The sequence below is a fragment of the Rhizobium sp. 22-785-1 genome (genome assembly GCF_053521965.1).
In genome coordinates this window covers 1-19,911 of sequence record NZ_JBNWDI010000007.1, presented here as the reverse complement: position 1 = coordinate 19,911, position 19,911 = coordinate 1, and the positions used below count along the sequence as shown (strand labels likewise).

Annotated in this window: 19 protein-coding genes; 12 read left to right on the top strand and 7 right to left on the bottom strand. The window is 57.0% G+C overall.

The genetic code is table 11. The features are described from left to right. The first annotated feature begins 34 nt into the window (after positions 1-34). From ACQZ5M_RS14835 to rsmA, 7 genes are all read left to right on the top strand, one after another. Positions 35-286 carry a hypothetical protein gene (locus tag ACQZ5M_RS14835; RefSeq protein ID WP_296081436.1) on the top strand — a complete coding sequence of 84 codons (252 nt, stop codon included), beginning with the start codon at positions 35-37 and terminating at the stop codon, positions 284-286. Continuing rightward, complete coding sequence (lptF, locus tag ACQZ5M_RS14830) at positions 287-1,456, top strand: LPS export ABC transporter permease LptF (RefSeq protein ID WP_449080153.1); 1,170 nt, start codon at positions 287-289, stop codon at positions 1,454-1,456. It begins immediately after the preceding gene. After that, positions 1,453-2,541, top strand: coding sequence for an LPS export ABC transporter permease LptG (gene lptG / locus ACQZ5M_RS14825; RefSeq protein ID WP_296019367.1), 1,089 nt, complete (start codon positions 1,453-1,455; stop codon positions 2,539-2,541). Before lptF ends, lptG begins: the two co-directional genes overlap by 4 nt. Next, positions 2,541-4,901 (top strand): LPS-assembly protein LptD, encoded by a 2,361-nt coding sequence (locus ACQZ5M_RS14820; protein WP_296081433.1) that lies wholly within the window; start codon positions 2,541-2,543, stop codon positions 4,899-4,901. Before lptG ends, ACQZ5M_RS14820 begins: the two co-directional genes overlap by 1 nt. A gap of 389 nt (positions 4,902-5,290) precedes the next feature. Beyond that, complete coding sequence (locus ACQZ5M_RS14815; RefSeq protein WP_449080152.1) at positions 5,291-6,232, top strand: SurA N-terminal domain-containing protein; 942 nt, start codon at positions 5,291-5,293, stop codon at positions 6,230-6,232. Between the two features lie 106 nt (positions 6,233-6,338). Next, a complete protein-coding gene (pdxA, locus tag ACQZ5M_RS14810; protein WP_449080151.1) occupies positions 6,339-7,355 on the top strand; it encodes a 4-hydroxythreonine-4-phosphate dehydrogenase PdxA in 1,017 nt (338 codons plus the stop codon). Next, positions 7,355-8,185, top strand: coding sequence for a 16S rRNA (adenine(1518)-N(6)/adenine(1519)-N(6))-dimethyltransferase RsmA (gene rsmA / locus ACQZ5M_RS14805; protein WP_296078341.1), 831 nt, complete (start codon positions 7,355-7,357; stop codon positions 8,183-8,185). The genes pdxA and rsmA overlap by 1 nt, the downstream gene beginning before the upstream one ends. Positions 8,186-8,622: 437 nt before the next feature. Here rsmA and gmk read toward each other — a convergent pair whose 3' ends face one another. The 7 genes from gmk to fabD form a co-directional block, all read right to left on the bottom strand. Further along, on the bottom strand, positions 8,623-9,285 hold the full coding sequence (gene gmk, locus ACQZ5M_RS14800) for a guanylate kinase (RefSeq protein ID WP_296019377.1): 663 nt from the start codon (positions 9,283-9,285) through the stop codon (positions 8,623-8,625). Between the two features lie 5 nt (positions 9,286-9,290). Beyond that, positions 9,291-10,178: a YicC/YloC family endoribonuclease gene (locus ACQZ5M_RS14795; RefSeq protein WP_296078343.1), complete on the bottom strand. Its 888-nt coding sequence runs from the start codon at positions 10,176-10,178 to the stop codon at positions 9,291-9,293. Between the two features lie 63 nt (positions 10,179-10,241). Further along, positions 10,242-11,435, bottom strand: a complete 1,194-nt coding sequence (gene mltG, locus ACQZ5M_RS14790; protein WP_449080244.1) for an endolytic transglycosylase MltG — start codon at positions 11,433-11,435, stop codon at positions 10,242-10,244. A 327-nt stretch (positions 11,436-11,762) separates the two neighbouring features. Beyond that, positions 11,763-13,025 (bottom strand): beta-ketoacyl-ACP synthase II, encoded by a 1,263-nt coding sequence (gene fabF / locus ACQZ5M_RS14785; RefSeq protein WP_296040073.1) that lies wholly within the window; start codon positions 13,023-13,025, stop codon positions 11,763-11,765. 260 nt (positions 13,026-13,285) lie between these two features. Beyond that, positions 13,286-13,522, bottom strand: a complete 237-nt coding sequence (locus ACQZ5M_RS14780; RefSeq protein ID WP_027675866.1) for an acyl carrier protein — start codon at positions 13,520-13,522, stop codon at positions 13,286-13,288. A gap of 381 nt (positions 13,523-13,903) precedes the next feature. Further along, complete coding sequence (gene fabG / locus ACQZ5M_RS14775; RefSeq protein WP_296019395.1) at positions 13,904-14,641, bottom strand: 3-oxoacyl-[acyl-carrier-protein] reductase; 738 nt, start codon at positions 14,639-14,641, stop codon at positions 13,904-13,906. Positions 14,642-14,671: 30 nt separating this feature from the next. Next, positions 14,672-15,616, bottom strand: a complete 945-nt coding sequence (gene fabD / locus ACQZ5M_RS14770) for an ACP S-malonyltransferase (protein ID WP_296078345.1) — start codon at positions 15,614-15,616, stop codon at positions 14,672-14,674. Between the two features lie 225 nt (positions 15,617-15,841). On the opposite strand from fabD, the gene ACQZ5M_RS14765 reads away from it, so the two are divergent. The 5 genes from ACQZ5M_RS14765 to rplI all read left to right on the top strand — a co-directional run bounded on the left by ACQZ5M_RS14765 (position 15,842) and on the right by rplI (position 19,628). Next, the gene (locus tag ACQZ5M_RS14765; protein WP_296078347.1) at positions 15,842-16,885 is read left to right on the top strand and encodes an aldo/keto reductase; all 1,044 of its coding nucleotides are present in this window, start codon (positions 15,842-15,844) and stop codon (positions 16,883-16,885) included. A gap of 288 nt (positions 16,886-17,173) precedes the next feature. Beyond that, positions 17,174-17,617 (top strand): 30S ribosomal protein S6, encoded by a 444-nt coding sequence (gene rpsF / locus ACQZ5M_RS14760; protein ID WP_296019404.1) that lies wholly within the window; start codon positions 17,174-17,176, stop codon positions 17,615-17,617. A gap of 12 nt (positions 17,618-17,629) precedes the next feature. Further along, on the top strand, positions 17,630-17,878 hold the full coding sequence (gene rpsR / locus ACQZ5M_RS14755) for a 30S ribosomal protein S18 (RefSeq protein ID WP_003502063.1): 249 nt from the start codon (positions 17,630-17,632) through the stop codon (positions 17,876-17,878). Positions 17,879-18,059: 181 nt separating this feature from the next. Beyond that, a complete protein-coding gene (locus ACQZ5M_RS14750; protein WP_296040015.1) occupies positions 18,060-19,037 on the top strand; it encodes a DUF2232 domain-containing protein in 978 nt (325 codons plus the stop codon). A 15-nt stretch (positions 19,038-19,052) separates the two neighbouring features. After that, positions 19,053-19,628, top strand: a complete 576-nt coding sequence (gene rplI / locus ACQZ5M_RS14745) for a 50S ribosomal protein L9 (RefSeq protein WP_296019410.1) — start codon at positions 19,053-19,055, stop codon at positions 19,626-19,628. Positions 19,629-19,911 lie beyond the last annotated feature (283 nt).

The window sequence follows — 19,911 nt, the reverse complement described above, 5'->3', positions numbered from 1 at the left end:
CTCATCTTGCTGTTTTTTAAGGGGTGCGCGGATCATGAGCCTTTCCGCCCGTGACGCAACCCCGGCATGGCGCGTTGCAGTGTCAAATTTGTGGATGGAGAGCGGTGGCCTGGAACTGACGAAAAAGTTTTTCTCGCCCCTCTCCACAAAAAGCCACAGCGACAGGAAAAATGACGGTGCAGAAGAAATTTGTGGCGGGTGCGGAGTCGCCAAGCGTGATCCATACGATTACATAGGGCCAAATCCCTGCGAGGGGAAAAGAATGAAAAATGTGACCAGGGACTAAATGGCGCTTCTCGAACGCTACATATTGCGACGCACGACGCAGATGGTTCTCGTCGCGCTCATGCCTGTGCTGGCTATCATCTGGACGATCCAGGTTCTGCAAAGAATCAACCTCGTCACCGATAGCGGCCAGTCCATGGGCTCATTCATGACGCTTGCGACGATGCTGTTGCCGACGCTCATACCGGTCGTCTTGCCATTCGCGCTGGTCATCGGCGTGACGCAGACGCTGACGGCAATGAATACCGATTCCGAACTGGCGATCATCGATGCATCCGGCGCTCGTCGCACCATCATATACAAGCCCGTCCTCATTCTCGGTGCGGTGTTGAGTCTCGTCTCCTTCGGCATCACCAATTTCGCCGAACCGCCTGCTCGCGCCGCGGCGCGGCAAATGGTGGCGGAGGCCTATGCAGATCTGTTGTCTTCCGTCATCGAAGAAAAGACTTTCCGCACGATCCAGGATGGACTCTACGTGCAGATCGGCCAGCGTCAGGGCCGCATCTTGCGCGGTCTTTTCGTGGCTGACCGACGCGATCCGAATTACGACCTCATCTATTATGCAAAGGAAGGCATGATTGACGAAGGCGGTACATCGCTGACCATGCGCGACGGAGAGGTCCAGCAGAAGACACCAGACGGGAAGGTTTCCGTCGTCAAATTCCTGTCCTATGCCTTCGATCTATCAACCATGTCCGAGAAATCCGACAAGGAGCCGTCGCTTTCTGCCAGTGATGCCAGCCTCTCCTTCCTGCTCTCGCCCGATCAGGATCTGGACAGCTACAAAAAGAACCCCGGCACGTTCCGATCGGAATTGCACCGGCGTCTCGTCGACTGGATGTTTCCCTTTGTCTTTGCACTGATCTCGCTGGTCGTCGCGGGTGATGCGCGCTCCCATCGCGAGGCGCGACTGCACCCGATGGTGGTCGCGTTGGTGACCGCCTTCATGCTGCGCTGGCTTGGCTTCTATTTTACCAATCAGGTCAAGCAGAGCGCCGTTTTCATACCGCTTGTCTATGCCGTACCGGTGGTGAGCGGGCTTATTGCCGCCTATCTGCTCGCGACAGGCCGGAAACTTCATATGCCAGCCTTCATCCAGCACGCGAGCAGAATGCTTCAACGCCGTATCAGCCCTCCAAAGGCTAGCGGCAATGGAGGACAAGGCGCATGATCTTCGGAACGCTTGCCCGTTACTTTCTTCGCCGCTATGCCGTGACGACCTTCTGGTTTTTGCTCGGCGTCTCCTCGATCATTTTTCTGGCCGATTTCAGCGAAACGGCACGCCGCATGTCGGCTCTTCCCGGCTATTCCGTGCCTGCCGCGCTCGGCCTGACAGCGCTCAGGCTGCCTCTTATTCTGCAGCAGACCGTCCCATTTGTCGCACTTTTCGTCGGCATGACGACGCTGATTTCGCTCAATCGCCGTTACGAGCTGGTCGTGACTCGCGCAGCCGGTATCTCCGTCTGGCAGTTCATGCTCCCCTTTATTACCGGAGCGATCCTGCTCGGCATTCTGTCCATCACAGCGCTCAATCCTCTAGCGGCGTGGGGAGAAAGCAAATCGCTTTCGGTTGAAGCAGGATGGCGCAACGATGGCAGCGGGCCCCGCCAGCAACAGGTCATTCCCTGGTTGCGTCAAAGCAGCGGCGGCCAGGATACGATCATCGGCGCCAAGAGCTTCGAGGACAACGGCACGCTGTTGAAAGATGTGGTGCTCATTCACCTCGATAAGAGCGGCAATATCCTTTTCCGGCAGGACGCAAGCTCTGCGAAATTGGAAGATGGTTACTGGCTTCTTAACGACGTTTCAGAGATTCGACCGGGCCACGTGCCCACGCATCAGGCAACAGCGAGAATCAGTACCAATTTGAGACAGGAATTCGTTCAGGAGCGTTTGACGCAGCCGGAAACCGTTGCTTTCTTTGATCTTTCCAGAAAGATCGAAGTGGCAAAATCATTTGGCCTGTCATCGAAGGCGCTTGAGACCCAGTATCATTTCATGCTCTCGATGCCGTTTCTGCTCGTAGCGATGACCTTGATTGCAGCGACTGTTTCTCTAAAGTTCAGCCGTTTTGCACAGTCTCGTTCCGTGATTCTCGGTGGAATCCTTTCCGGCTTCGTGCTTTATGTGGTAACCGTGCTTGTAAGGGCATTCGGGAGTAGCGGCGTTGTTCCGCCCTTCGTTGCGGTCTGGATTCCAGTCATCGTAGCGTTGGCATTAGGGGCAACCATTCTGCTTCATCAGGAGGACGGCTAGTGGCGGTATTTGACCGCGGGAATATCAGACGGCTTGCGGCAGCCCTTCTGACAGGGGCTTCTGTGTGCGCATACGTTGCGACCGCATCCAGCGCTTTTGCTGATGACGGCGTAATGGTCGGCGACGCTCAAGACCAATCAAAACTCCTGCTTACAGCAAATGAACTCACCTATAATCGCGACGCTGAACAAGTGATCGCAACGGGTGGCGTGCGCATGAAATATTCGGGCTACCGCATGGTGGCCCAGAGGGTCGAATACAACCAGGGCACTGGCCGGGTGGTTGCTCGCGGCGATATCGAGTTGATCGAGCCCGGTGGAAACCGTATCTATGCCGACGAGCTGGATGTCACCGACAACTTCTCTCAGGGCTTCGTCAATGCCTTGCGGGTGGAAACGACTGACAATACCCGCATAGCAGGCGAAAGCGCCGAGCGCGTCAATGAGGATGTCATGATCCTCAACAACGGCGTCTACACGGCATGTCTTCCCTGCTCCGAACGACCGGATAAGCCGCCATTGTGGCAGGTCAGAGCCGAGCGCGTGATCCAGGACGGCAAGAGCCAGACCGTGCGACTTGAAAAGGCGCGTTTTGAGCTGTTTGGCAAGCCGATCGCCTATCTTCCTTTCATCACGGTTCCCGATAACCGGGTAAAGCGCAAGTCGGGCTTTTTGTTCCCGCAAATGAGCATAACGGACAAGCTCGGCTTCGGGATTGGCGTTCCCTACTATCAGATCCTCGGCGATAGCGCCGATCTGACCGTCACGCCCACCTACTACACGGCCCAGGGCCTTCTGCTGCACGGCGAGTTGCGTCAGCGTTTCGAAATGGGAACGCACACGCTCACATTTGCCGGCATCGATCAAAAGGACCCTTCCCGCTTCGATGCAGGCACCAGTGACTCGCTGAACGACCGTCGTGGCATGGTAGCCAGCAAGGGTGACTTCAAGATCAATCCTCGCTGGTCCTTCGGCTGGGATGTCATGGTGCAATCGGACAATAACTTCGCACGCACCTACGACCTCAAAGGCTACAAGAGCGAAACGCAGACCAACAAGCTTTACCTCTCCGGTCTCGGTGACCGTAACAGCTTCGATGCCAATGCCTACTACTTCAACGTTCAGGACAAGGACGACTTCGAAGCCGAGGAACGCCGACAGGCAATGGTTCACCCGGCCATCGACTATCGCTACTTCGTACCGGACCCGGTTTACGGCGGCGAGCTTTCGCTGACGACCAATCTGACGAGCCTGACAAGGCGTGATCAGGATGCCTATGCGCTTGGAACATCCAACCGATTCCCAGGCCTCGAGGGAACCTATACGCGACTATCTACCGAAGCGGAGTGGAAGAGAACCTATACATTTGACAGCGGCGTCCAGTTGACACCGCTTGCAGCGCTTCGGGGAGACATCTTCTCCACCGACATGAGCACACAGGGTTTTGCTTATAACAGCATGATCAACGACGATGCGGCGTTCCGCGGCATGGCCACATTCGGCCTAGAGGCGCGCTACCCGATCCTGTTCACTGCTCAGAACAGCAACCATGTCATCGAGCCGATTGCACAATTGTTCGTGCGTCCGGACGAGCAATATGCAGGCCAGCTTCCAAACGAGGATTCTCAGGCCTTCGTTTTTGACGCGACCAATCTCTTTGAACGCGACAAGTTCACCGGCTTTGACCGGATCGAAGGCGGCACACGCGCCAATCTTGGTTTCCGCTACAACGGTACCTTCAATAACGGCTATGGCATTCGTGCGATTGTGGGTCAGTCCTACCACCTAGCGGGCGAAAATTCTTTCGCATCCACGGATCTGGTCAATGTCGGCGCCGACTCCGGACTTGAGTCTGATCGATCCGACTACGTGACCATGGCAGCAATCGATGCACCGATTGGCCTGTCCTTCTCCAACAGCTTGCGTCTCGACAAGGATAATTTCGAGATCAACCGCATGGAGAATAGTGTTCACTACGCGGACAACCGTTTCACCGGGAAGGTCAGCTACACGCAGGTCAAGGCACAGCCGAATTACGGCTATGATCGTGATCGTGACATCATCCAGACCTCCGGCAAGCTTCGTCTCAATGACAACTGGGCGCTGTTCGGGGCGATCAACTACGATCTGAATAATAAGTTCTCCAGCGAACGTCGTATCGGTGTTCTGTATCAGGACGAATGCACCATCTTTACCGTCAGCTATTCCGATGAAGGCAATCTGAGCACGGTGCGTGAAGCGGCCAACGACTGGTCGATCAATGCCCGCATCGCCTTCCGTACGCTCGGCGATATCAGCGTCGGCTCCGCCGCAGAGGATTGGAGCAAGGCAGACATTGGCTGGCAACCGAACACTTACTGATCGACTGCTGAAAATGATCGGGATGCGGCGGGATTTTCCCGCCGTTTTCGTTTGATGGCCGAAACGTCAGTCGCGAGCAGAGATAAGCAAAGATTATGCGTGTGAGAGCGCCTGCTGGACCACGGGATTGACGATTTCTCGTTAAAACGGGTCACGCCCTCTCAGCCAAGGCTTTCGTCACGCTTTTGCCGCAGATATCGACGATCTCGTATCGGCGAACGATTGCCGTAGCAATCATTCCAGTGATATACACGGGCACGTTCATATTTAGGTTCGCAGCGTAAGGACAGACAACGCCGCAAGGTACGGCTGTAACCTTCATGCAGCGGGAGTTTCAAGAGCACTGTCTGGGCACTCGTCCCACGTCATGCCGAGAGGGAGAGAACAGGATGAACTTCGGAAAGAAGGCGATGCGTAGCGTCGCGTTTGCCTTTGCGATCTTCGCAGTTCCCATGATTGTCGCACCACAGGCAAATCGTGCTTTTGCCGATAGCGCGGTTAAGATCGTCGTCAACAAGACGCCAATCACCTCCGACGACATAGCGCGCCGCGTCGCTTTCCTGAAACTACAGCGCCAATCCGGTAATCTCAACGACAAGGCGCGTGAGCAGTTGATCGATGAGGCGCTGAAGCGCGACGAGATCGCCCGCGTCAAGGCGTCTGTCAGCACTGCGGATGTGGATGCAGCTTTCGCGCGCTTTGCTGCCACGAACAAGATGACGAAAGACCAATTGACCAAAGTATTGGCCCAGGCAGGCGTTGGCGCTGACCACTTCAAGTCGTTTATCGCCATCCAGATGAGCTGGCCGCGCCTTGTAAACGCGCGCTATGGCGGCAAGAACCGCATGTCGACTCAAGATTTCGTCACGAGGCTCAAGGAACGCGGGCAAAAGCCCGTCACGACGGAGTATTTCCTTCAACAGGTTATCTTCGTGGTGCCGCAGTCGAAGAAGTCCATCGTTGGCAAGCGCAAGAGCGAAGCGGAAGCCTCTCGCAAGCGTTACCCCGGCTGCGAACAGGCAAAGACTTTCGCAGCGACGATGCTGGATGTGTCGATCAAGGATCTCGGTCGTATTCTTGAACCGGAACTGCCGGCAGAATGGAAAGACATGGTCATCAAGGCGCCTGTGGGCGGCACCACCGGCACCCTCGTGACCGACAAGGGCGTGGAATATCTCGCGGTCTGCAAGAAGCAACAAGTGTCCGACGATTATGCAGCGGAAATCGTTTTCCGGGCCGAGGACCTGACCAAGGCCGAGAAGGGTGAAAACCCGAATGAAAAGAAGTATCTGGACGAGCTTCGCAGCAAGGCGCAGATTACCAGAACGTGAGTGAAGTGCGGCGCTCCTTACTGCTGCGCCCCTCTATTGACATAGATGCTACCGTCGGCAGGATCTCCCTGCCGGTTACGGCATAACAGGTGAAAGCTCCAACGCATTGTCTTCGCTCAAGCTGCCTCTTGCTCTTACCCAAGGCGACCCCGCTGGAATCGGTCCCGATATCGCACTCGCAGCCTGGGCGAAGCGCGCGGAACTTGACGTTCCACCGTTCCTGTTCATCGGCGATCCAGAAGTCCTGACGAGCAGAGCGAATATACTCGGCATGCCCGTCAGCGTGGTGACGTGCGAAGCAGAAGAGGCGTTCTCTGCCTTTTCGTCCGCCCTTCCCGTTCTTGCCGTTCCCGTCGGCTTTGACGTTCAGGCTGGACAGCCGCATGTAGGGGCTGCCCATTCGACCGTAAAAGCCATCGAGATCGCAGTTTCGCTCACGATGGAGAACAAGACTGCGGCCGTCGTTACAAATCCCATCGCCAAATCCGTACTTTACGAGGCCGGGTTCGGGTTTCCAGGCCACACGGAATTTCTTGCCGATCTGGCATTGAAGCATACAGGCCAGGCAGCAAGGCCGGTCATGATGATTGCTGGCCCAAAGCTGCGGGTCGTGCCTGTGACCATTCATATTCCACTGAAGGACGTCGCGTCGGCTTTGACCCAAGACTTGATCATCGACACCTGCCGCATCGTTGCCAACGATCTGAAGAGCAAGTTCGGTATGGATGCTCCGCGGCTGGCGGTGGCCGGGCTTAATCCTCATGCGGGAGAGGACGGCGCTATCGGCCTGGAAGATCGCGACATCATCCATCCGGCGACCATGCAACTGCGCAAGGATGGTATCGATGCATTCGGCCCGCTGCCCGCCGATACGATGTTCCATGATGCAGCGCGCAAGCGTTACGATGTCGCCATCTGCATGTACCACGATCAAGGTCTGATACCGGCAAAAGCGCTCGGCTTCGATGATTCGGTCAATGTCACGCTTGGCCTGCCCTTCATCCGGACTTCACCCGACCACGGCACAGCCTTCGGCATTGCTGGACAGGGTATCGCCAATCCGTCCAGTCTCATCGCAGCGCTGACGATGGCGGCACAGATCGCCGAGCGACAGGCCTCGTGATGGCAGCCATCGATGGTCTTCCGCCTCTGCGCGACGTCATCCAGCGCCATGGTCTCGACGCGAAAAAATCGCTGGGCCAGAACTTCCTCTTCGACCTTAATCTTACCCAGAAGATCGCGCGCACCGCGGGCCCGCTCGACGGCGTGACTGTTTTCGAGGTTGGTCCAGGGCCTGGCGGCTTGACGCGGGCCATCCTTTCTCTTGGAGCGAAAAAGGTGATAGCAGTCGAACGCGACAGCCGTTGCCTGCCAGCGCTTGCGGAGATCGCAGATCATTATCCCGGAAGGCTTGAGGTCATCAAGGGCGATGCTCTCAAGACTGATTTCGAGATGTTGGTTCCCAAGGGCGAACCGATCCGTATCATCGCCAACCTTCCCTATAATGTCGGCACGCAGCTTCTGGTGAACTGGCTTTTGCCGAAAGAATGGCCACCATTCTGGCTGTCCATGACGCTGATGTTCCAGAAGGAAGTCGGGCAGAGGATCGTTGCCGAGGAAGGCGATAATCACTACGGTCGCCTGGGCGTGCTCGCCGGATGGCGCACAGTGCCGGAAATGGCATTTGACGTGCCACCGCAAGCCTTCAGCCCGCCGCCCAAAGTCACCTCGACTGTCGTGCATCTGTTGCCGAAGGCAAAGCCAATGTCCTGCGACGTGGAGAAGCTTGAGAAGGTTACGGAAGCCGCCTTCGGTCAGCGACGAAAGATGCTGCGCCAGAGTGTAAAGAGCATTGGTGGCGAAGCGCTGCTTGAAAAGGCTGGCATTGACCCCACACGACGCGCCGAGACGCTTTCAGTCGAAGAGTTCGTACGGTTGGCAAACAGCTTGTAATTATTGCTGAGCGACAACTTGATCGGCATCCATCTCGCGTCGAGTCGCGCCGATAATGACGTCCTGAACAGCGCCGGTTTTAAACACAGGCGTGATCACTCTTCAGGCACCACGCACTGTGTCATCCAGCAGACAAGCCAGACACTGGTTCTGGCCCATTCCTCGAATCGACCAATGATCGCCAGCTAAGCCGGCTTGTCTGAATTGCGGTTCTGCGGGAGGACCAATCCGGTTGCCTTGGCTGTGCCCCAGAAGACATCGAGAGCGCCCGAGCCTCTACGGCTTTCCCGTCATGCCGCTTCCTGCCGCGCACGATGCCCCGCCACCATTAGAACGATGCACTCAAGTGGAAAGCCGCACAGCAGTCGCCTTTGGGTGAAAGACGCCACCGATGACAAACCTTCGGATAAAGAGCTGGCGACCTGCGTCTTTGCTGATTAAAGCTGCGGCTCTTCTTCGAGCAAGCCTCTGACAAAATCGAACATGCCGTGGCGTCGGTCGCGGCGGACACGTTCGGCCTTCACGATGGCTTCAACCGCCGAGAACGCCGCCTGGAGGTCATCGTTGAGGATGACATAGTCATAATCGCGCCAGTGCTCTATTTCGGCGCGCGAGTTGGCAAGGCGTGTGCGGATGACTTCTTCGGTGTCTTCGGCACGCCGATGCAAGCGCGATTGGAGTTCGGTCATCGTCGGCGGCAGGATGAATATCGAAACGACGTCTGCCTTCATCTTGTCCTGAAGCTGTTCGGCGCCCTGCCAGTCGATATCGAACAGCATGTCGCGACCTTCAGACATTGCCTGTTCCACGGGCGCACGCGGCGTCCCGTAGAAATTGCCATGCACCTCAGCCCATTCCAGAAGCTGATCGCTGTCGCGCAGTCCCTCGAATTCGCGCTTGGTGATGAAGTGATAGTGAATGCCTTCGATTTCGCTTTGCCTGCGCTGGCGCGTGGTGACGCTCACAGAAAGGCTTATGTTCTTATCCCTCTCCAGCAGGTTTCGAGCAATAGTGGATTTGCCTGCGCCGGATGGCGAGGACATGACCAGCATCAGACCCCTGCGGGCGATATGGACGGGAGAGCTATTCGCTGGCACCATAGAGCCTACTCCAGATTTTGAACCTGTTCGCGGAACTGATCGATCACGACCTTCAATTCGATACCAGCAGCGGTTACAGCACTGGCATTGGATTTGGAACAGATCGTATTCGACTCGCGGTTAAATTCCTGTGCAAGAAAATCGAGCTTTCGTCCGACCGGCCCGCCCGTGGCAAGAAGTTCCCTCGCGGCAGAAACATGCGAGGTCAGCCGGTCGATCTCTTCACGCAGATCGGCTTTGGTCGCAAGCAATGCGGCTTCCGCATAAAGACGCTCGCGATCCAGTCCGCTGGTGCCGTCACCGATCAGGGCGATCTGGGCTTCCAGCCTTGCGCGAATATGCTCCGGCTGGCGGGACGGATCAGCATTGATGACCGACGTCAGTTGTTCGATCCGGTCGATATGGGTCGACAGAAGCGCATAAAGAGATGTCCCCTCGCGCTCACGCATGGATCTCAGGGCCGCAACGGCAGCCGAGAAGCCAGCAACGATATCGGCATTGCGCGCGCTCTGAACCTCTTCTGTTTCCACCGGCTCGCGAAACTCCACTAGACCGCGCACCGACAGCAACGTGTCGAAGCTGAGCGGCGCATCGCTGATCGCACTGCCCAATTCCTGCTTAAGGGCAAGGACCGCATCCAGTGCGTCACGGTTGACAACAGCCTCAAGCTTGGTTTCGAAGGCTGACAGCGAAAGGCCCGCTTGAATGTTACCTCGAGACAGGCTTTGCGATGCGATGTCGCGAAACGCCGTCTCAAGTGCCTCCATGCCTGACGGCAGACGCAGACGCAGATCCAGTCCCTTGCCGTTTACGGAGCGTAACTCCCATGCCCAGCGGTACCGCCCGGAGGTCCCTTCGCTGCGCGCGAAACCCGTCATGGATTGCAATGTCATGCGATTGTCCCCCAGAAACTCTATGCGGTCACGCAAAGCGCGACCGCAACAAAGCCAGTCTCATCAATTGGCAGGTTTTTCTGCTTGATTGCCGCCGGGTTGACCATCGACAACCGTATCGGACGCGGTCCCATTTGCGGCCTTTTCAGCCTCGATCTTGCGCCAGCGACGCACATTGCTGTTGTGCTCGTCCAGCGTCTTGGCAAAGACGTGCCCACCCGTGCCATCGGCCACGAAGTAGAGATCATCTGTCCGCCATGGGTTGGCAGTTGCCTCCAGCGCCGCACGGCCAGGATTTGCAATCGGATGAGGCGGCAGACCGCGGATGATGTAGGTATTGAAGGGCGTTTCTTTCTGAAGATCCGATTGATAAATCGGCCTATCGGACGGTTTACCCTCGCCACCGAACAGACCGTAGATGATGGTCGGATCGGATTGCAGTCGCATGTTCTTCTTCATCCGATTGTAGAACACCGAAGCGACATGACCGCGCTCATCATCCTTGCCGGTCTCCTTTTCAACGATGGAGGCAAGCGTGATGAATTCCTCGATCGTCTTCAGTGGAAGGTTCGGATCGCGGCGCTCCCAGAGCATCTCCACGAGCTTGGTCTGGGCTGCGCGCATCTGGCGAACGATTTCGTCACGCTTGGTACCGCGGGTAAAGGGATAAGTATCAGGACGCAGACTGCCCTCGGGCGGCAGTTCGCTCGGCAAGTCACCCTCCAGAACCGGATCGGTAGCAAGCCGCGCAAACATCTGCTTGACCGTCAGGCCTTCCGGGAAGGAGACGGTATAGAGAATAGACTTGCCCGATTCTAGCAGAGACAGAATATCCTTCATCGAGGCATGTGCCTTAATTTCATATTCGCCGGGCTTCGGTGTCTGGCCGGCGGCCATGTAGCGATCTGCCATGAGACGGAAGATGCGGCCGTTGGAAATCGCTTCGCTGCGCTCCAGCGTGTTGGCAATTTCCGCAAGACCGGCGCCGTTGCGCACCGTGATCGTGGTGTTGGTCTGCAACGGGCCCGGCTCGTGGAACGCATGGATCATGTAATAGAAGCCAGCGACACCCACGACCGTGACGGCAACGATCAGTGTCATCAGAAAATTCAGAAAGATCACTGCCTGGCTGTGGGCCTTGCGCGAACGCTTCGGCGGCTCAGGAACTTTTTCAGGTCTCAAAGCCTCGGTCGGCGATTTTGGAATGATCGGTCCACCCTTGCTCTCATAGGAGCTGTCGCGATCATAGGGTGGCAGATTGTTCTCTCTATTATCGCTCACCGGCGGTCCTTTTCAGTTCGGCATTACAACGGCTTATTTGAGCAGGCAATGCGGCAAAAACAGGTTCGGCAGGCTATTCTGCACTCTCTCAGGCTGGAGGGATCGAACACATCTTCGTGGACGAAGACAGGATACTCCAAGGATCCAGTTCTTTAAAAAGAATGCTTGCGCATCTTCATTTCTAAAGGACTGGTCGATCAGTCATCCCGGATCACGACCGGGAATGCTGACAGCGTTCTGATCGATTCTTGGAAGGGCGGCAAGGGGCCGCTCCTTCCTGAATTGGGTTGGGTTATCCCAACCTCAGCCTTCGTAGCGGCGCAGTACCAGAGACGCGTTGGTCCCACCGAAACCGAAGGAATTCGACAGCGCCACATTGACGTCGCGCTTGCGCGCCTTGTGCGGCACGAGATCGATCTCAGTCTCGACGTCAGGATTATCGAGATTGAGTGTCGGCGGGACAATGTTGTCACGGATGGCCAGCGTGGCGAAGATCGCTTCGATAGCGCCTGCTGCTCCAAGAAGATGTCCTGTCGCCGACTTGGTGGACGACATGGAAATCTTTGAGGCAGAGTCCCCCACCAGTCGCTCGACGGCACCGAGTTCGATCGTGTCTGCCATGGTGGAGGTGCCATGGGCGTTGATATAGTCGATATCTGCAGGCGTCAGCCCTGCACGCTTCAGCGCCATGGACATGCAGCGATAGGCACCTTCGCCATCCTCGGACGGAGCCGTGATGTGGAAGGCGTCGCCGGAAAGACCATAGCCGACGACTTCGGCATAGATCTTCGCGCCACGGGCCTTGGCATGTTCCAGCTCTTCCAGAACGACGATGCCCGCACCTTCACCCATGACGAAACCATCGCGGTCACGGTCATAGGGGCGCGAAGCCTTCTGTGGATCATCATTATGCTGGGTGGACAGCGCTTTGCAGGCAGCAAAACCGGCAAGCGCGATACGGCAAACCGGCGACTCCGCACCTCCTGCGACCATCACGTCGGCGTCGCCGAGCGCAATCAGACGGGCTGCGTCACCAATGGCGTGCGCGCCGGTGGAGCAGGCGGTAACGACCGCATGGTTTGGGCCACGAAGCTTATGCTTGATGGAGACCTGGCCGGAGACAAGATTGATCAGCCGACCGGGAATAAAAAATGGTGAAACGCGGCGCGGACCTTTATCGCGAAGGGTATAGCCAGCCTCGACGATACCTTCCAGACCGCCGATACCGGAGCCGATCAGCACGCCGGTCATGATCTGCTCTTCGTCCGTCTGCGGATGCCAGTTGGCGTCGTTCAGCGCCATGTCGGCGGCGGCGATACCGTAAATGATGAACGGATCGACCTTGCGCTGTTCCTTCTGTTCCATCCAGTCGTCAGGATTGAAAGTGCCATCGGTACCATCCCCAACAGGAATCCGGCAGGCGATTTTTGCCGGTAGATCGTCAACTTCGAATTCCGTGACGAGGCGAGCGCCATTCTGACCGGCCAAAAGCCGCTCCCAGGTCACTTCCGTTCCACAACCAAGGGGAGATACCATGCCGGTACCTGTGATAACGACACGTCTCAACGTCAACTTTGCGCCCTCATAATCCGATCATTCGAGCATTTCCGGCCAAAGCATGTTGGCTTTTTGCATACGGAAATACATCACAACAAAGAGTTAGAGCAGTATGGGTGAACCCTTGTTCACCGAAATTGCTCCAGGTGTCTGGCTCAGCGTCATTCACGCCTCATCCAGCCGAAAACGGCCGCATGATAAAATATTGGCCCGGACAGGCCGGGCCACATCGGGAAGGCATCGCGGCCTTCCCTAGATCCATTCAATGATTAGGCCTGAGCCTTTTCGATGAACTTGACAGCGTCGCCAACAGTCAGGATCGAGTCAGCTGCGTCGTCTGGAATCTCAACGCCGAATTCTTCTTCGAACGCCATAACCAGTTCAACGGTGTCGAGCGAGTCAGCGCCCAGGTCGTCGATGAAGCTTGCGCCTTCAACGACTTTGTCGGCGTCAACGCCAAGATGATCAACTACAATTTTCTTTACGCGTTCTGCGATATCGCTCATGTCGGTTTCCTCGACCTTTACTTTGAAAGGAATGCCCCTTCAGGCACCCTGCCCTGTTAAAACCCCCAAGCGCCTTTCAAGGCAGGCACCGTGGGCAAACCCGTTCAACCCGGCCAAGCTAACATCGTCGCAAGAAATCGCAACGGCTGCCTGTCACTCCGGGACGACTGTTCACAGTCTTCGCCCGCTTAACACGGTTTCCAGCGGGAAAAAAGCCTTAAAATAACGCTAACACACGCGCTCTACAGGCAATTTTCTTGTTTCCACTCATCAAAAGCCAGGCTGTGAAAGCGCCATCTTGAAAAGGCGGTAGGCGCTTTCACCTGTTGTCTCTTCCCATCATGCCGCCCGAAGTTACCCGCGGGTTAACGGCATGATGCATTAGATCATCGCCATACCGCCGTTGACGTGCAGCGTTTGTCCGGTCATGTATCCGGCCTCGTTGGAGGCGAGATAGAGCACGGCAGATGCGATTTCTGCGCCCGTTCCCATGCGCTTCATAGGGATCGCTCCCATGATCGCTTCTTTCTGCTTGTCATTCAGCTTGCCGGTCATCGCGCTTTCGATGAAGCCTGGCGCCACGCAATTGACGGTGACGTTGCGTGTGGCGATTTCCTGGGCGAGCGACTTGGAGAAACCGATCATGCCGGCTTTCGAAGCGCAATAATTCGCCTGACCGGGATTTCCGGTGACACCGACGATGGAGGTGATGTTGATGATGCGACCGAAACGACGGCGCATCATAGGATGAGTCAGCTCACGCGTAAGGCGGAACATTGCGGTCAAATTGACCTCGATAACATTGTCCCAGTCCTCGTCGCTCATGCGGACAAACAGCCCGTCCTTGGTGATGCCGGCATTATTGACGAGAATATCGACGCCTTCGAGTTCGGCTTCCGCCTTCTCGCCGAGCGCCTTGACCTCTGCGCGATCGGCCAGATTGGCCGGGAAGATCTTCACGCGTTCGCCGAGCTCAGACGCAAGTGCGTCAAGCTTTTCGACACGGGTGCCGTGGAGACCGACGATTGCGCCCTGCGCATGAAGAAGGCGGGCGATTTCTTCGCCGATGCCGCCGGTCGCGCCGGTGATGAGAGCCTTGCGGCCAGTCAGATCAAACATTCTGTTCGTCCTTTGTTGTATCTTGTGAACTCAGCCGAGAAGCGTCTGCAGTGCGGCATCAATATCCGCAGGCGTGTTGACGGCAACGCCGGTCACCGTCTTGTCGATGCGGCGGGCGAGCCCAGTCAAAACCTTGCCCGAGCCGATTTCATAAAGCATGGTCACGTCATTTGCGGCAAACCACTCGACCGTCTCGCGCCAGCGAACCTGCCCGGTCACCTGCTCAACTAGGAGCGATGCAATCTCATCAGCATCGGAGACTGGGGCAGCCCGCACGTTAGCAACCACCGGCACGACCGGATTGTTCTTCTTGACCGAGGCCAGTGCCTCACGCATCGCTTCGGCGGCGGGCGCCATCAAGGCTGAATGGAATGGTGCTGACACCGGCAACATGATCGCGCGCTTGGCGCCCTTTTCCGTAGCCAGGGCCGCCGCCTTTTCCACTGGTGCCTTCGCGCCGGAAATCACCAACTGTCCGCCACCATTGTCGTTGGCGATCTGGCAGATGCCACCGTTTGCAGCTTCGCGGCAAATGGCTTCCACATCGCCATGCTCAAGACCGATGATGGCTGCCATGGCTCCCTCACCGACCGGAACAGCAGCTTGCATGGCATCGCCGCGGATGCGCAGGAGACGGGCGGTATCGGCAAGCGAGAACGTGCCGGCAGCACAAAGCGCTGAATATTCGCCAAGCGAATGGCCCGCGACATAGGATACTTTTTCCGCCAGATCCAAGCCGCGCGCTTCCAGCACGCGCATCACGGCGACGGATACGGCCATCAACGCCGGCTGGGCATTGGCGGTCAGCGTCAGCGTCTCTTCCGGACCGTTCCACATGATGTCGGACAGCTTCTGTCCCAGCGCTTCGTCGACTTCATCGAAAACCGCGCGGGCTTCTGCGAAGTTCTCTGCCAGATCCTTGCCCATGCCGACGGCCTGGCTGCCCTGACCTGGAAATGTGAATGCGATAGCCATGGAATGCGGTCCTTCTTTTTTGGCCTGTTTTTGGGCCTTCACTTCCATTCTGGCGCTTTCCATTCACAGTTCGGCCCGCAAAGTCAAGGCTTTGCGCCGTTTGACGGCCGCTTGCGCCTTGTTTGACCGCCCTCTTCCACAGAGATTGAAGAGCAATATTTTTCTTGCACTGCGGCAATTCCGCATTACTTTCTGCCAACCTTCCAAGCAAAACGAGACACTTCCATGAAACACAACACGTTGGGACGCACGGGCATTTCCGTGTCGGAAATCTGCCTTGGCACGATGACATGGGGTACGCAGAATACCGAGTCCGAAGCCCATGAGCAGATGGACTACGCACTCGAGAATGGCGTGAACTTTTTTGATACCGCGGAGCTCTACCCGACGACGCCGGTCTCTGCCGAAACACAAGGGCGCACGGAAGACTATATCGGAACCTGGTTCCAGAAGAGCGGCAAGCGTAGCGAGGTGGTCCTGGCCACCAAGGTTGCGGGTTCTGGTCGTGATTACATTCGCGGCGGGCGCGATATCGACGCGGCAGCCATTCGTGAAGCGGTCGACACCAGCCTCACGCGTCTGAAGACCGATTACATCGATCTCTACCAGATCCATTGGCCGAACCGTGGCACTTACCATTTCCGCGGCGCGTGGAGCTTCGATGCCTCCAAGCAGAACAAAGAAAAGACCCTCGAAGAGTTCAACGAGAAGCTCGAGACACTCAGTGAACTGGTGAAGGCCGGAAAAATTCGCGCCATCGGACTTTCCAACGAAAGTGCTTGGGGTACGCAGAAATACATCGATATCGCCGAGGCCAAGGGGCTGCCACGCGTCGCCTCGATTCAGAACGAGTATAATCTTCTCTATCGCAGCTTCGATCTCGATCTTGCGGAAGTGGCACATCACGAGGATGTGGGCCTGCTTGCCTATTCGCCGCTTGCAGGCGGCATCTTGACCGGCAAGTACCAGAACGGTGCGCGCCCGGAAGGATCGCGCGGGTCGATCAATCACGATATCGGTGGACGGCTGCAGCCTTTGCAGGAAGCTCCGGTCAAGGCCTATCTGGAACTGGCATACGAACTCGGCATCGATCCCGCACAGCTCGCCATTGCCTTTTGCCTTACTCGCCCCTTCATGGCGTCCGTCATCATCGGTGCGACAACTATGGAGCAGTTGAAGACCGATATCGCCGCAGCGGACGTCACCTTGTCCGATGAAACGCTCAAAAGCATTGCGGACATCCACCGGCAATACCCAATGCCGATCTAATCGAAGCCCGTTCACCAGGCTTTTTGGAGCGGCGCGCTTGCATTCGCAGCGAAATTCAGTATAAGCGCGCTGTTCACAACACCCGGTCTTATGGCTGGTGGCTGAACGGAGGGCTGGTTTCGATTTCGAAACAGCAGGAACCATAAGGTTTTTCCGGCCTCCCGTGTCTCCGCTCTCGACCGTCTCGAACAACGCTTTTCTTGCCTCCGGTTTTCCGATCAAGAGCAGTCGTTGAGGCTTAGCGCCGTTGCCGGGTGATGAATGAAACGCAAGAAAGGCAAAGCTTAAATGGCTCTTTACGAACACATCTTCCTTGCCCGGCAGGATATCACTGCCCAGCAGGTCGACGCACTTGTCGAACAGTACAAGGGCGTTATCGAATCGTTCGGCGGCAAAGTCGGACGCATCGAAAACTGGGGTCTGAAGTCCCTCACCTACCGCATCAAGAAGAACCGCAAGGCTCACTACGCTCTGATGGACATCGACGCTCCGGCGGCTGCCATCCACGAAGTCGAGCGCCAGATGCGCATCAACGAAGACGTTCTTCGTTACATGACCATCGCTGTGGAAGCCCACGAAGAAGGCCCGTCTGCCATGTTGCAGAAGCGTGACCGCGACGACCGTCCGCGTGGCGACCGTCCCGATCGTGGCCCCCGTGAAGGTGGCTTTGGCGACCGTCCGCGTGGCGACCGCGAAGACCGTCCGCGCCGTCCGCGCGAAGACCGTGCATAAGGAGAAACAATAATGGCTGACGCATCCTCTTCCCAGGCACGCCGCCCGTTCCATCGCCGTCGCAAGACGTGCCCCTTCTCCGGCGCAAATGCTCCGAAGATCGACTACAAGGACGTTCGTCTCCTGCAGCGCTACATTTCCGAGCGCGGCAAGATCGTTCCTTCGCGCATCACCGCCGTTTCCCAGAAGAAGCAGCGCGAACTCGCTCAGGCGATCAAGCGTGCACGCTTCCTCGGCCTGCTGCCTTACGTCGTAGCGTAATTTAAAGTTTCGAGGTCGCGCCGTGCGCGGCCTCGGTCCTTCCTGCTCTGCCCGTATGGCATTTCAGGAGCTCTCAATTCCTTCCGCGTCGGGCGCGGATCGACAAAGACCAAATCCCATGTTGGGGACGATGTTCAGATGAACGGTCCTCTAACTGCTGAAAACAAGCAGGACAGCGACGTTGAGACAGTTGAACCAGACAGTGCTGATCACCGGCATTCTTGCCGGCATATGCGCCGCGTTTCTGACGCTTGGCGCAACGGCACAATCGTCGATGTCGTTCCTGCTTTATGCCGCGTCTGCCATGCCGGTTCTCGTCGCCGGCCTGGGCTGGGGCAATGCTGCCGCCATCGTTGCCATCGTTTCAGCTGCCTTTCTCGGTGCACTTGCGGTTTCCCCGCTCTTTGCGGTGACGATTTCAATCTTTACGCTTATCCCGGCTGGCTGGCTCTCTCATCTTGCCAATCTCGCACGGCCTGCAACCGAAATCGGCGGGCCGAAAGACCTGATGGCTTGGTATCCGCTGTCCGGCATCGTGCTGCATCTTTGCGGCCTGATCACGGTATCCGTCGTCGTCCTCGGCGTCATGATCGGCTATGGCCCGGATCTCGTCTCCCAAATCGTCGATCTGATGATGGCGTCCGTGCAGGCCAGCGAAGCTTCTTTCAAGCCAGACCCGACAGCGCTTGCGCAGACGAAGTCGCTTCTGGTTTTGATGCTGCCGATGATCCAGGGCGGTCTGTGGGTGATGCTCTTGTTTGCAGCCTACTATTTTGCAAGCCGCATGGTCCGCTCCTTCGGCAAGGGCCTACGCCCACGCGAAGATATCGCAGCGGCGCTTCGTATGCATCGCAATGCGATCTTCATTTTTCTCGCAGGCATCGTCCTCACCTTTTTTGGCGGCGTTCCCGCCATGATCGGTGCGGTTGTCTGCGGCACGTTCGGTGCGGGATTCATCATGGCGGGCTACGCTTCGCTGCATCACCGTTCCAAGGGTAAGGATTGGCGCCTGCCGGTTCTCGTCCTCGCATACCTATCAGCGGTCTTCATGTTTCCGCTGTTCTTCATACTCCTCCTGGGATTGAGCGACGTGCGCAGCACGATTTCACTCACTCCTGCGCGGAACTCCGATCAAACTAACGAAACCAACTCCAATTGAGAAAGGATCAAGAAGATGCAAGTCATTCTTCTCGAGCGCATCGCAAAGCTTGGCCAGATGGGCGAAACCGTAAAGGTTCGCGATGGCTACGCACGTAACTTCCTGCTGCCGCAGGGCAAGGCGCTGCGCGCCAACGCTGCCAACAAGGCACGTTTCGAAAACGAGCGCGCAACGCTCGAAGCCCGTAACCTCGAGCGTAAGTCCGAAGCCCAGAAGGTTGCAGACGCACTTGAAGGCAAGAGCTTCATCGTTGTTCGCTCCGCTGGCGAAACCGGTCAGCTCTACGGTTCTGTTGCTGCCCGTGACGTCGTCGAGATCCTCGGCGCCGAAGGCTTCAACGTTGGCCGTAACCAGGTCGAACTCAACACGCCGATCAAGACCATCGGTCTGCACAACGTCACGCTTCACCTGCACTCGGAAGTCGAGCTTCAGGTTGAACTGAACGTTGCCCGTTCGGCTGAAGAAGCTGAGCGTCAGGCCAAGGGTGAAAGCCTCACCTCCGCTGACGCCATCTACGGCGTTGACGAAGACGCACTGCGTCCGGAAGACTTCTTCGATCCTGAAGCTGACCGCGACGGCGACGACGACTGATTTCTGCGAGCGTTTTAAGGCTCAAAGACAAAACCCCGGATGGTGACATCCGGGGTCAGACCGCTGACAAACCCGTCGATTTTTCGGCGGGTTTTTCTGTTTTAGGATGATGCTGTTTGTTGATCTGCGTGTGCGACGGGGAATGGGAGACAAGTTGAGGCTGATCGCCTCATCCCCACGCAGCTTTAGGTGTTTTGGTCACCGCCATTGCGATCTTCTTGATGTTTTGTGCCGCTGCGGCGATGAGGCACTGCCATCTGACCTTGATCAGGCCACGGAAGCG

Bases quoted from the DNA above. Each gene is read 5' to 3' on its own strand.
- gmk (WP_296019377.1), bottom strand. From the start codon at position 9,285: ATGGTGCCAGCGAATAGCTCTCCCGTCCATATCGCCCGCAGGGGTCTG.
- rpsR (WP_003502063.1), top strand. From the start codon at position 17,630: ATGGCTGACGCATCCTCTTCCCAGGCACGCCGCCCGTTCCATCGCCGT.
- lptF (WP_449080153.1), top strand. From the start codon at position 287: ATGGCGCTTCTCGAACGCTACATATTGCGACGCACGACGCAGATGGTT.
- fabD (WP_296078345.1), bottom strand. From the start codon at position 15,616: ATGGCTATCGCATTCACATTTCCAGGTCAGGGCAGCCAGGCCGTCGGC.
- rpsF (WP_296019404.1), top strand. From the start codon at position 17,174: ATGGCTCTTTACGAACACATCTTCCTTGCCCGGCAGGATATCACTGCC.
- ACQZ5M_RS14780 (WP_027675866.1), bottom strand. From the start codon at position 13,522: ATGAGCGATATCGCAGAACGCGTAAAGAAAATTGTAGTTGATCATCTT.
- ACQZ5M_RS14815 (WP_449080152.1), top strand. From the start codon at position 5,291: ATGAACTTCGGAAAGAAGGCGATGCGTAGCGTCGCGTTTGCCTTTGCG.
- lptG (WP_296019367.1), top strand. From the start codon at position 1,453: ATGATCTTCGGAACGCTTGCCCGTTACTTTCTTCGCCGCTATGCCGTG.
- ACQZ5M_RS14795 (WP_296078343.1), bottom strand. From the start codon at position 10,178: ATGACATTGCAATCCATGACGGGTTTCGCGCGCAGCGAAGGGACCTCC.
- fabG (WP_296019395.1), bottom strand. From the start codon at position 14,641: ATGTTTGATCTGACTGGCCGCAAGGCTCTCATCACCGGCGCGACCGGC.
- rsmA (WP_296078341.1), top strand. From the start codon at position 7,355: ATGGCAGCCATCGATGGTCTTCCGCCTCTGCGCGACGTCATCCAGCGC.
- ACQZ5M_RS14835 (WP_296081436.1), top strand. From the start codon at position 35: ATGAGCCTTTCCGCCCGTGACGCAACCCCGGCATGGCGCGTTGCAGTG.
- ACQZ5M_RS14765 (WP_296078347.1), top strand. From the start codon at position 15,842: ATGAAACACAACACGTTGGGACGCACGGGCATTTCCGTGTCGGAAATC.
- rplI (WP_296019410.1), top strand. From the start codon at position 19,053: ATGCAAGTCATTCTTCTCGAGCGCATCGCAAAGCTTGGCCAGATGGGC.